This window comes from Sphingopyxis sp., from assembly GCF_035565275.1.
Taxonomy (GTDB): Bacteria; Pseudomonadota; Alphaproteobacteria; order Sphingomonadales; family Sphingomonadaceae; genus Sphingopyxis.
Window position 1 is genome coordinate 1 of the sequence record NZ_DATMST010000158.1, and the last position, 11,210, is coordinate 11,210.

Below are 11,210 nucleotides of genomic sequence, written 5' to 3' on the forward strand. Positions count from 1 at the left end.
TGGGCGCGGTCGCCGGGCGCTTGCAGTCATCCGGCGCGGTCCGGCGATGCGCCGTGTCACTGTGATGGCGCGGATAGTCCGGCATCGCGGCGCGGGGTTTCGTGCCGCCCCACTCGGACGTCACATAGCCTATCTCGAACGCGACGGTGTAACCCGCGACGGACGCGACGCCTCTATGTTCGATGCCGCCGGCGATGAGGCCGATCGCGGAGCCTTCGCTGAGCGCTGCGGCGGCGATCGTCACCACTTCCGTTTCATTGTCAGTCCTGAGGATGCGGCCGAGCTTGGCGACCTGCGCGGCTACACGCGCGACCTGATGCGCCAGCTTGAGGTTGATCTCGAGACGCGCCTCGACTGGGTCGCGGTCGATCATTGGAATACCGACAATCCGCACATCCATGTCCTGGTGCGCGGCGCCGCCGCAGACGGCACCGATCTCGTTATCGACCGGGGCTATATGGCAGAGGGTGTGCGCGGCCGCGCGTCCGAGATCGCGACTTTGGAGCTTGGCCCCAGGAGCGAGCTTCAGGTTGATGCGGCCCTGCGCCGCGAAGTCGAGGCCGAGCGCTGGACCAGCCTCGATGCCGAACTCGCGCGCCGGTCACGCGAGAATGAAATCGTCGACCTCCGTCCGATCGCGGGGCGCGAGGCGGGAACCAACCAGCACCTGTTGGGGCGCGTCGCGAAGCTCGAAGCGCTGGGGCTCGTATCCCGGGTCGGCCCCGCCCAATATCTCATCGATCCGGCGGCCGAGGGGAGGCTTCGCGCCATCGGGGAACGCGGCGATATCATCAAGACCATGCACCGCGAGATGTCGGCGCGCGGGATCGCATTCGATCCTTCGGCCCTGGCAATCGGCGAACAGGGCGAACGGGCAGTCATCGGCCGCCTCGTCGCACGCGGGCTCGACGACGAACTCGCGGGCTCCGCCTATGCGATCGTCGACGGGGTGGATGGCCGAACCCACCATATCCGCTTTCCAGACCTCGAGTGGACTGGCGACGCAAAGCCTGGCTCAATCGTCGAGCTGAGGCACTGGGACGGCCGCGACGGCGCCCGCCACATCTCGCTCGCGGTTCGCTCGGACCTCCCGCTCGGCGAGCAGGTGGAGGCCCGCGGCGCGACCTGGCTCGATCGGCAGCTTGCCGCGCCCGACCGGTCGATGCGCTCGCAAGGGTTCGGCCGCGAGGTCCGGGATGCGATGAAGGCGCGCACCGCCTTTCTCGAGCGCGAGGAATTGTTGCCGCGCGGCATGGAGCGCCGGTCATCCCGGGAGCGGATCGAGACACTCCGCCGCAGCGAGGTGGACGCGGCCGTTGGCGCGATCGCGGCGCGGACCGGCCTCGAGCATCGGCCATCGGCACCGGGCGAGCATGTGAGCGGCATCTACCGCGAGCGCGTGCAGCTCGCCTCGGGACGCTTCGCGATGATCGACGACGGGCTCGGCTTCCAGCTCGTGCCCTGGCGACCGGCGCTCGAGCCGCACCTCGGCAAGCATATCAGCGGAACCGCCACAGCGACCGGCGGCATCGACTGGTCACTCGGCCGCGGCCGCGGGATCGGCATCTGACCGGACAGGAGAAAGCCCATGAACGACCGCATCCTCTGGGGACAAATCACCGTCATCTTCCTGATCGTAATTGGCACGGTATGGACCGCGACGCAGTGGACGGCATGGGAGCTTGGCTATCAGGCGGCGCTCGGCGATCCCTGGTTCCGCCTATCGGGCTATCCCGTCTATCCGCCGCCGGCTTTCTTCTGGTGGTGGTTCGCCTTCGATGCCTATGCGCCGCCGGTCTTCTATCGCGGCGCGGCTATCGCCGCCTCGGGCGGATTTCTGTCGATCATCGTCGCGATCTTCATGTCGATCTGGCGCGCCCGCGAGCGCCGCCGCGCCGAGACTTATGGCTCGGCGCGCTGGGCTAGCGACCGCGAAATTCGCTCCGCCGGCATGCTCGGCGAGGACGGGGTGATCATCGGGCGGCTCGGGAAACGCTATCTGCGGCACAATGGCGCCGAGCACCTGCTCTGTTTCGCGCCGACGCGGTCGGGGAAGGGCGTCGGCCTCGTCATCCCGACGCTGCTGACATGGCCCGGCAGCTGCATCGTCCACGACATCAAGGGCGAGAATTGGGAGCTCACGGCAGGCTTTCGGGCGAAGCATGGCCGCGTGCTGCTCTTCGATCCGACCAACAAGGCGTCGGCCGCCTATAATCCGCTCTTCGAGGTCCGCCGCGGCGAGTGGGAGGTGCGCGATGTGCAGAATGTCGCCGATGTGCTCGTCGATCCCGAGGGCAGCCTCGAAAAAAGAAACCATTGGGAAAAGACGAGCCACGCACTCCTCGTCGGTGCGATCCTTCATGTCCTTTATGCCGAAGAGGACAAGACGCTCGCGGGCGTCGCCGCTTTCTTGTCGGACCCGCGCCGCCCGATCGAGACGACGCTGCGGCGCATGAAGACGACGAAGCACCTCGGTACATCGGTTCACCCGGTGGTGGCTGCAGCGGCACAGGAGTTGCTCAACAAGAGCGAGAATGAGCGGTCGGGCGTGCTCTCGACCGCCATGTCCTTTCTCGGCCTCTACCGCGATCCGGTCATCGCGGCCGTCACCGGATCGTCCGAATGGCGGATCGCCGACCTCATGGAGGATGATGTCCCGGTCTCGCTCTATCTCGTCGTACCGCCGGGAGACATCAGTCGAACCAAGCCGCTGATCCGCCTCATCCTCAACCAGATCGGAAGGCGCCTTACCGAGGAGCTCAACCCCGCGGCGCGGCCGCGCCGGCTATTGCTGATGCTCGACGAATTCCCGGCGCTCGGGCGGCTCGATTTCTTCGAAAGCGCGCTGGCCTTCATGGCCGGATACGGCATCAAGGCTTTCCTGATTGCGCAGTCGCTTAACCAGATCGAGAAGGCTTATGGCCAGAACAACGCGATCCTCGACAATTGCCATGTCCGCGTCAGTTTCGCGACGAACGACGAGCGAACCGCCAAGCGCATATCGGACGCACTCGGGACCGCCACCGAACAGCGAGCGATGAAGAATTATGCCGGCCACCGGCTCTCGCCCTGGCTCGGTCACCTGATGATATCGCGTACCGAGACGGCCCGCGCATTGCTCACGCCCGGCGAGGTGATGCAGCTTCCGCCCGACGACGAGATCGTGATGGTCGCGGGTCTTGCGCCGATCCGGGCGAGGAAGGCGCGATATTTTCTCGACGCCCGGTTTCGTGCTCGGATCATTGCGCCGCCCGATCGGAAGGCCGGACCGATGAAGCCTCATGACTGGGCGCGGAGAGAAGAAGCTGCGCCCGCTCCGGCTCGTCTCGCGCTGCCCGCGCCTGAAGCGAAGGAGCACGACAGGGAGAGCGACACTGCGAATAGCGGGATCCGGCAGGAACCCCAGCTTCCGGAACATGAAGATGTCGCGCCGCCAAGCCGTCCTGTGCAGGGCGAGTTCGACTATGCCGACGACGACGCACAGGGCGACGCAGCCCGCGCCCGCGCGGCTGCCGATCGCCGCCTGTCGCGCGCGGCGCGGAGTGCCTCGCTCGATCCCGGTGACGGGATCGACCTGTGAGCCGCGCCCATATCAAGCAGACGTTCCGCCTCGACGCTGGCCTCGTGCGAAGCGTGGAAGATCGAGCCCGGCAGCGCGGCACCACCAAGACCGAGGTCGTCGAGGCGGCGCTCACCACCATGTTGCTGCCACAGGATCAGGACCGGGCCGAAGCTCTGCTGATCCGGCGCCTCGACCGCCTGGTCCGGCTCCTCGAACGGCTCGAATGGCATACCGACCTCACCAACGAGACGCTGGCGCTCTTTGTGCGGCATTGGCTGACCAGCACGACACCGCTACCCGACGCCGCGCTCGCTGCTGCGCAGGCGACCGGCAAGCGGCGGTGGGAGGGATTTGTCGATGCGCTCGCCAAGCGGATGGACGGCGGTGCCAAGCTGGCGGAAGAGTTAAGCCGCGGCGAAGCTCAATCGGACCCGGCGAGGAAATAGGCGCGGAGGCGGTGGGACACGTCGGGGTTGAGTTCGACGAAGACGCGGCGACCATCATAGAGATCCGGTTTGCGCCGGATGAGGTTGGCGTCGCAGAGCTTCTGACAGAGCCGAATGGCGCTGCTCATGGGGATGCTCGGGGTAACGCATAGCGAGGTAACCGAGATCGGCTTTCGCTCGCATTCGTGGATGAAGAGATCGATCAGCATCTCCCACGCCGGATCGCCAAAGAGCTCGGGCGCGCCGAGCAATTGTTGGCGGAGCAGCCGTCGCCGCATCGTCGCCCGTGCGTTGGCGAGCGCCAGGTCCTCGTCGTCCGAGGTCTGCTGGCTGCCAGGACTTTGGAGGGTGAAAGGGGCCGCCGCCTCGCGAGTGGCCGTCGGATCGCGACTGATGAGGTGATGTGCGTAGGCGGCGGTGACGATGATATGGTCGAGCACCTCGATCCCCAGCGATCTGCCAATCTGGTCAAGTCGCCTCGTCACTTCGATATCTTCCGCGCTTGGGCTCGGATCGCCGCTCGGGTGATTGTGGACGAGGATGATCGCGGCGGCGTTCACCTCGAGGGCACGCCGAAAGATGGTTCTCGGGTAGAGGCTGATCTGGGAAATCGTCCCGCGCTGCATCTCTTCGTCGGTGATCAGGCGGTGCGAAGAATCCAGAAACAGGATGCGGAAGCGCTCGTCCGCAAGGCTGCCCATCGACAAGATCAGATACTGTCTGACCTCAGCCGCGAACGGATCGATGCGAATTCCGCGGATGTCGGAACTCGCCGCCGCGATTGCGGCGTCGCGGGCGTGCAGGATCAGGGACGCCACTAGCGAATTGCTGCCGACGATTCTCGCTATGGCTTCGGGCTCTTGCGCCCACAGGCGGCCGAGCGACTGGAATTCGTCTAGGAGGGCTTTGGCGAGTGCTGCCCCTTGTCCCGGGGCTGCGATTTCCACGAGATGTGCCAGGACGGATCGCTGCCGCACTGCTTCAGGCGACGCTGGTGATGCCAGGTTGCAAGGATTAACAGGGGTGGCACCAGCCAGGACGATGCCACCTGCATCGTCAGATATACGACAGGACTGATGGAGAGGTCCACGGCTCGGCTCAGATGGGCGAGCAGGGGCAAAGCATGAAGGATCGCCGCGGGAATGGTCCAGAAGCGGCACGCGACCATCGCCAGGGCAAGCGTCGCTAGGGCTCCAAATGCGTCTTGCGCGAGATAACCAATATCGAGCACATGATAGGAGACCAGCCCAGAAGCGACCAACAAGCGATCCCAGACCACGATGGTAACGGCTATCGCGACCATCGCCCGCTCCGGGCCGCCACCCTTCCACGCCGCATAGACGAGAGCGATCAGCAATATCGTGGCGAAAATGGCTATGCGCATTCTCGTGACTTTTCATGCGGATCGCTCTCGGTCAATTCGCTTCATGCAGCCGAAGAAAGCGGAACGACCTCCGTGCCGGCAACAGACGGGCATTCGCGCAAATCGTACCCGGCCGTTTCCTTGCCGATCTCGGCCAGCTCATTGTGCGCGCGAAGAATGCTGCCGCTGACCTTAACGAGCGACATCTGCGCCTCGACCAAGCGTATGATCGTTCCTTGGCCCGTTTTCGCCGGTGCGCCGATCGCGCGCCGGGCCATAACGACGCTGGTGGTGAGCGAAGCCACGGCAATCAGCGCGTCGTCGATACTTCCCTCGGCATTTGGGACGTCGCGATGCAGCCGGGCCGCCATTGCGGCAATATTCTCAGACATAGGTTCTCCTTCGCCGAAGCCGCAGAGCCTCAGCCAATTGGACCGATTTGAAGAGAGGTCAGTTCTGGATCAGCTGGTTCAGCGCTTGGGCAACGCCGAGACCACCCAGGACAATCCAGACCGCAGCGGCAAGTCCGGCGAGATAGATCCAAAGCCGGTTTGCCGAATTATGATCGCGCTTGAAAAGACCTCTGAACGGCGGGCGAATTCCCGATGACCCGCCCTGCAACGCCGAACTGTCGTGCAGTTCCATGAGGTTGGGCGAGCCGCCGTCCGGAAACTCGGATCGCACCAATGCCGGCGTCGCCGGAACCTCCACCGCGTCGTATGTCACTCGGTCGTATTTCTCCTTCATCTGACGGTAGATGAAGGCGGACTCGTTCCGGTCCTGCGCGCCAAGTGTGTCGCGCGCCAGATTCAACCGCTGATCGACGGTGTGCTTCGAAATATCGAGAAGCCGGGCGATCTCTTTCGAGGTCTTGTGCTCGATGAGCAGGTCAAGGCACGCGCGCTGCTTCTCTGTCAGGCGGTTCCATCGAGCTTCGTCGTCAATTGGGTGCGACCCCGAATCATTCATGTTTACATGATTGTCGAAATAGCGCCGCGCGCAAGCATCATCGGAGTGAGTCGCGGTAAGATGGCTGCAGACCGAGCCGGCCGCATAGGCAATGGCTAGTCATTCTTTCCGATGGTTTGACGCGCGTAAATCCCTGTTGAAGCCGGGACTTTTCTGCGTCTCTTACTCGTCCCCGTCGAGCCGGGCGCCGTTGCCCGGACCAATGAACGGGGACTCCGATGGGCGCAGCATCGACTGGCAATGAGCCGCAGGCACGCGGCGCGCGCATGCTCCGGACCGCGCTTGGCGGCGCCATCGCCGAATGGCTTGCCGACCCCTCGGTCATCGAGATCATGCTCAACCCCGATGGCCGTCTTTGGGTCGACCGGTTGGGCATCGGCATCGCCGACAGCGGAATCCTTCTTGCCGCCGCCGATGGCGAACGCATCATTCGCCTCGTCGCGCACCATGTTGGCGCCGCGGTCCACGCTGGCTCGCCGCGCGTCTCTGCCGAACTCCCGGAGACCGGCGAGCGCTTCGAAGGGCTGTTGCCGCCGGTGGTGGCAGCGCCGACCTTCGCCATCCGGAAGCCCGCCGTCGCGGTGTTCACCCTTCACGATTATGCCACCGCCGGTATCATGTCGGACCTCTCGGCCGAGATCCTCCGCTGCGCAGTGTCCGAGCGGAAAAATATTCTGGTGGCCGGCGGTACCGGTACCGGAAAAACTACGCTTACCAACGCATTGCTCGCGGAAGTTGCGAAGACGTCGGATCGTATCGTTCTGATCGAAGATACGCGCGAGCTTCAATGCGCCGCGCCCAATCTCGTCGCCATGCGAACGAAGGACGGCGTGGCGACGCTCGCGGACCTCGTGCGCTCTTCGCTCCGTCTACGGCCTGATCGCATCCCGATCGGCGAAGTCCGGGGAGCGGAGGCGCTTGAGCTTCTGAAGGCGTGGGGCACCGGTCACCCCGGCGGTATCGGCACGATCCATGCGGGGACCGCACTCGGCTCGCTGCGCCGGATGGAGCAACTCATTCAGGAGGCCGTGGTGACGGTCCCGCGCGCGCTGCTCGCCGAGACGATCGACCTTGTCGCCGTGCTGGTACGCGACGGCACCGGGCGCCGCCTTTCCGAACTTGCCCGTGTCGATGGCCTCGACCCTGTGACCGGCCAGTTCTGCATCACCCCGCTCATCCCCGAAGGAGAAATATGATGACCCATGCCTTCCGGCATGGCGCCCGTCGCGCCATGCTCTGCTCTACCGCGCTGTTCGTCGCGCTGGTCGTTTCCGCCCCGGCGCATGCCGGCGGTTCGTCGATGCCGTGGGAAGCGCCGCTGCAATCGATCCTCGAGAGCATCGAGGGGCCGGTCGCCAAGATCGTTGCGGTGATCATCATCATCGTGACGGGCCTCAGCCTCGCATTCGGCGACACGTCGGGCGGGTTCCGCCGCCTCGTCCAGATCGTGTTCGGTCTGTCGATCGCATTCGCGGCGTCGAGTTTCTTCCTGTCCTTCTTTTCCTTCGGCGGCGGAGCGCTGATCTGATGGAGGAGGTTCCGGGCTTCTTCGCCCCGGTTCACCGGGCGCTCGCCGAGCCGATCTTGCTCGGCGGCGCGCCGCGGTCGCTCGCGATCGTCAACGGCACGCTTGCTGGGGCGATCGGACTCGGACTTCGCCTTTGGATCGCCGGCATCGCGATCTGGGCGATCGGCCATGCGCTCTCGGTCTGGGCGGCGCGCCGCGATCCCCTCTTCGTCGACGTCGCAAGGCGTCACCTCAAATATCCTGTCTGGATGCGGCCATGATGAACCTTGCCGAATATCGCTCGAAATCCGCCTGCCTTGCCGATTTTCTCCCGTGGGTCGCGCTGGTGGGCGAGGGCGTGGTGCTGAACAAGGACGGATCGCTGCAGCGCACGGCGCGCTTCCGCGGCCCCGATCTCGACAGCGCCACGCGAGCCGAACTGGTCGCGGTGACCTCACGCCTCAACAATACGCTGCGGCGCCTCGGCTCGGGCTGGGCGGTGTTCGTCGAGGCCCAGCGGTTGCCGGCGAGCGGCTATCCGCAGTCGGAGTTTCCCGATCCGGCGTCCGCGCTTGTCGACATGGAGCGGCAGGAGCAGTTCCGGGAGGAAGGGGCGCATTTCGAGAGCCGCTATTTCCTGACTCTTTTGTGGATGCCGCCGGCGGAGGATGCCTCGCGCGCGGAAGGGTGGCTCTATGAAGGGATGGCGCGCTCGGGCGTGGACCCGCGCGAACACGTCGCGAGCTTCACCGACCGGACGAACCGCGTCCTCCATCTCGTCGAAGGCTTCATGCCCGAGGCCGAATGGCTCGATGACGGCGAGACGCTGACCTACCTCCATTCGACCGTCTCGACCAAGCGGCAGCGCGTCCGCGTGCCTGAAACGCCGGTCTATCTCGATGCGCTGCTCACCGATCAGCCGCTCGTCGGCGGGCTTGAGCCGCGGCTTGGCGACCAGCATCTGCGGACGCTGACGATCACGGGATTTCCGTCGTCGACCTGGCCGGGGCTGCTCGACGAACTCAACCGGCTCGCCTTCGCCTACCGCTGGTCGACCCGCGCGATCATGCTCGACAAGACCGATGCCACCAAGCTGCTGACCAAGATCCGGCGGCAATGGTTCGCCAAGCGTAAGTCGATCGCGGCGATCCTGAAAGAGGTCATGACCAATGAGCAGTCGGTGCTCATGGACAGCGACGCCTCGAACAAGGCGGCCGATGCCGACATCGCGCTGCAGGAGCTGGGTGCCGATCACGCGGGCATCGCCTATGTGACCGCCACGGTCACCGTGTGGGACGCCGATCCGGCGCTCGCGGCCGAGAAGCTACGGCTCGTCGAGAAGGTCATCCAGGGCCGCGACTTCACCTGCACGATCGAGGGCATGAACGCGATCGAGGCCTGGCTTGGGGGGCTTCCGGGGCACGTCTATGCCAATGTCCGCCAGCCTCCCATTTCGACGCTCAATCTCGCCCACATAGTCCCCCTCTCTGCCGTGTGGGCGGGAGCGGAACGGGACGAACATTTCGGTGATGCCCCCTTGCTGTACGGCAAGACCGAAGGTTCGACCCCGTTCCGTCTTTCCCTTCATGTCGGCGATGTTGGGCACTGCCTCGTCGTCGGACCGACCGGCGCCGGCAAATCGGTGCTGCTCGCAACCATGGCGATGCAGTTCCGTCGCTATCCGCGGGCGCAAATATTCGCCTTCGACTTTGGCGGCTCGATCCGCGCTGCTGCGCTCGCCATGGGCGGCGACTGGCAGGATCTCGGCGGCGCCTTGCACGATGGCGAGGGCGGCGTTTCGTTGCAACCACTTGCGCGGATCGACGAGGCGGCTGAACGCAGCTGGGCGGCCGAATGGCTCGCCGCGATGCTAGCGGGTGAAGGCGTCGAGATCGATCCGGCGGCAAAGGAGCATCTCTGGTCGGCGCTCACCTCGCTCGCGACTGCGCCGGTGGCCGAGCGCACGCTGACGGGTCTTGCGGTGCTGCTTCAGTCGATCGAACTCAAGCAGGCACTCGCGCCCTATCTGGTCGGCGGTCCCTGGGGCCGGCTGCTCGACGCCGACGAGGAGAAGCTCGGCGAGGCGATGGTGCAGGTGTTCGAGACCGAGGGTCTCGTCGGCGCAGCCTCGGCTGGCGCGGTACTGTCCTATCTCTTCCACCGCATCGCCGGCCGGCTCGACGGATCGCCGACGCTGATCATCATCGACGAAGGCTGGCTCGTTCTCGACAGCCGAGCCTTTGCCGCGCAGCTGCGCGAATGGCTCAAGACGCTGCGCAAGAAGAACGCCAGCGTCATCTTCGCGACGCAGAGCCTTGCCGATATCGAGACTTCGAGCATCGCGCCGGCGATCATCGAAAGCTGTCCCACGCGTATCTTCCTGCCGAACGAGCGCGCGCTCGAACCGCAGATAGCGCGTATCTACGAGCGATTCGGGCTCAACGACCGGCAGGCCGAGATATTGAGCCGAGCGACGCCCAAGCGCGACTATTATTGCCAGTCGCGCCGCGGCAACCGCCTCTTTGACCTCGGGCTCGGCGACATCGCGCTCGCCTTCACGGCCGCCTCCTCGAAAACCGACCAGACCCGCATCGGCGAGCTTTTCGCCGCGCACGGCCGCGAGGGCTTCGCGGCTGCGTGGCTCTCCCACCGCAAGCTCGAATGGGCGACCGAGCTGCTGCCCCCCGCAGTCGCCCCCAATGAGGAGTCCCCCCAATGAAGAAGAATATCCTCCGCTCGATCACCGCAGCGGCGCTCGTCGCCGCGAGTGTGTCGGGTCCGATGCTTTCAGCGCCGGCGAGCGCACAGGTCGGCGGCATCGTCCACGATCCGCGCAACTATTCGCAGAATATCCTGACCGCCGCGCGCACGCTCGAGCAGATCAACAACCAGATCAAGCAGCTCCAGAACCAGGCGACGTCGCTGCTCAACGAGGCACGCAACCTCCAGAGCCTGCCGACCTCGACGCTCGGCGAACTGCAGGCGCAGATCGACCAGACCAAGCAGCTGCTCACCGAGGCCGAAGGCATTGCCTATGACGTCGCCGATATCCGCAAGGGCTTCGAGCAGCGCTACAAGGGAACCGCCTTCTCGGGCCCGACGTCGGCATTGGTCGCCAATGCCGAGGCGCGCTGGAAAGACAGCGTCGGAGCGTTCGAGGATGCGATGAAGGTGCAGGCCGGTATCGTCTCGAACATGGGCGGGACGCGGACGTCGATCTCGACGATCGTCGGCGCCAGCCAGTCGGCGACCGGCGCGCTGCAGGCGGCGCAGGCGGGCAACCAGTTGCTCGCGATCCAGTCGCAGCAGATCGCCGACCTTGCCGCCGTCATGACGGCGCAGGGCCGCGCCGAGATGCTGGGC

Annotated in this window: 13 protein-coding genes; 8 read left to right on the forward strand and 5 right to left on the reverse strand. The window is 65.3% G+C overall.

Annotated elements, in window-relative coordinates; all coding sequences use genetic code 11:
- The coding region (locus VN047_RS10885; RefSeq protein WP_325542562.1) for a hypothetical protein at positions 1 to 373 on the reverse strand (373 nt) is incomplete at its 3' end.
- On the opposite strand from VN047_RS10885, the gene VN047_RS10890 reads away from it, so the two are divergent.
- The 3 genes from VN047_RS10890 to VN047_RS10900 are packed head-to-tail and all read left to right on the forward strand — an operon-like array spanning position 317 to position 4,008.
- Positions 317 to 1,570 carry a DUF3363 domain-containing protein gene (locus VN047_RS10890; RefSeq protein ID WP_325542563.1) on the forward strand — a complete coding sequence of 418 codons (1,254 nt, stop codon included), beginning with the start codon at positions 317 to 319 and terminating at the stop codon, positions 1,568 to 1,570. The genes VN047_RS10885 and VN047_RS10890 overlap by 57 nt on opposite strands.
- Before the next feature lie 18 nt (positions 1,571 to 1,588).
- The gene (locus VN047_RS10895) at positions 1,589 to 3,580 is read left to right on the forward strand and encodes a conjugal transfer protein TraG (RefSeq protein ID WP_325542565.1); all 1,992 of its coding nucleotides are present in this window, start codon (positions 1,589 to 1,591) and stop codon (positions 3,578 to 3,580) included.
- Positions 3,577 to 4,008 (forward strand): CopG family transcriptional regulator, encoded by a 432-nt coding sequence (locus VN047_RS10900; RefSeq protein WP_325542566.1) that lies wholly within the window; start codon positions 3,577 to 3,579, stop codon positions 4,006 to 4,008. Before VN047_RS10895 ends, VN047_RS10900 begins: the two co-directional genes overlap by 4 nt.
- Here VN047_RS10900 and VN047_RS10905 read toward each other — a convergent pair.
- The 4 genes from VN047_RS10905 to VN047_RS10920 all read right to left on the reverse strand — a co-directional run bounded on the left by VN047_RS10905 (position 3,984) and on the right by VN047_RS10920 (position 6,340).
- Positions 3,984 to 4,955: a JAB domain-containing protein gene (locus VN047_RS10905; RefSeq protein ID WP_325542567.1), complete on the reverse strand. Its 972-nt coding sequence runs from the start codon at positions 4,953 to 4,955 to the stop codon at positions 3,984 to 3,986. The genes VN047_RS10900 and VN047_RS10905 overlap by 25 nt on opposite strands.
- Entirely contained in the window at positions 4,904 to 5,392 is a 489-nt protein-coding gene (locus VN047_RS10910; protein ID WP_325542568.1) for a hypothetical protein, read from the reverse strand. The genes VN047_RS10905 and VN047_RS10910 overlap by 52 nt, the downstream gene beginning before the upstream one ends.
- Positions 5,393 to 5,433: 41 nt before the next feature.
- Complete coding sequence (locus VN047_RS10915; protein ID WP_325542570.1) at positions 5,434 to 5,742, reverse strand: hypothetical protein; 309 nt, start codon at positions 5,740 to 5,742, stop codon at positions 5,434 to 5,436.
- Between the two features lie 79 nt (positions 5,743 to 5,821).
- Positions 5,822 to 6,340: a helix-turn-helix transcriptional regulator gene (locus VN047_RS10920; protein WP_137893773.1), complete on the reverse strand. Its 519-nt coding sequence runs from the start codon at positions 6,338 to 6,340 to the stop codon at positions 5,822 to 5,824.
- 266 nt (positions 6,341 to 6,606) lie between these two features.
- On the opposite strand from VN047_RS10920, the gene trbB reads away from it, so the two are divergent.
- From trbB to trbJ, 5 genes are all read left to right on the forward strand, one after another.
- Complete coding sequence (gene trbB / locus VN047_RS10925; protein ID WP_082396305.1) at positions 6,607 to 7,536, forward strand: P-type conjugative transfer ATPase TrbB; 930 nt, start codon at positions 6,607 to 6,609, stop codon at positions 7,534 to 7,536.
- Positions 7,537 to 7,571: 35 nt separating this feature from the next.
- On the forward strand, positions 7,572 to 7,868 hold the full coding sequence (locus VN047_RS10930) for a TrbC/VirB2 family protein (RefSeq protein WP_407696741.1): 297 nt from the start codon (positions 7,572 to 7,574) through the stop codon (positions 7,866 to 7,868).
- Positions 7,868 to 8,128, forward strand: coding sequence for a VirB3 family type IV secretion system protein (locus VN047_RS10935; RefSeq protein WP_054727787.1), 261 nt, complete (start codon positions 7,868 to 7,870; stop codon positions 8,126 to 8,128). Before VN047_RS10930 ends, VN047_RS10935 begins: the two co-directional genes overlap by 1 nt.
- Complete coding sequence (trbE, locus tag VN047_RS10940; protein ID WP_252172005.1) at positions 8,125 to 10,566, forward strand: conjugal transfer protein TrbE; 2,442 nt, start codon at positions 8,125 to 8,127, stop codon at positions 10,564 to 10,566. Before VN047_RS10935 ends, trbE begins: the two co-directional genes overlap by 4 nt.
- Positions 10,563 to 11,210 (forward strand): P-type conjugative transfer protein TrbJ (gene trbJ, locus VN047_RS10945; protein ID WP_325542576.1); only part of this gene is annotated, 648 nt, incomplete at its 3' end. The genes trbE and trbJ, both read left to right, overlap by 4 nt.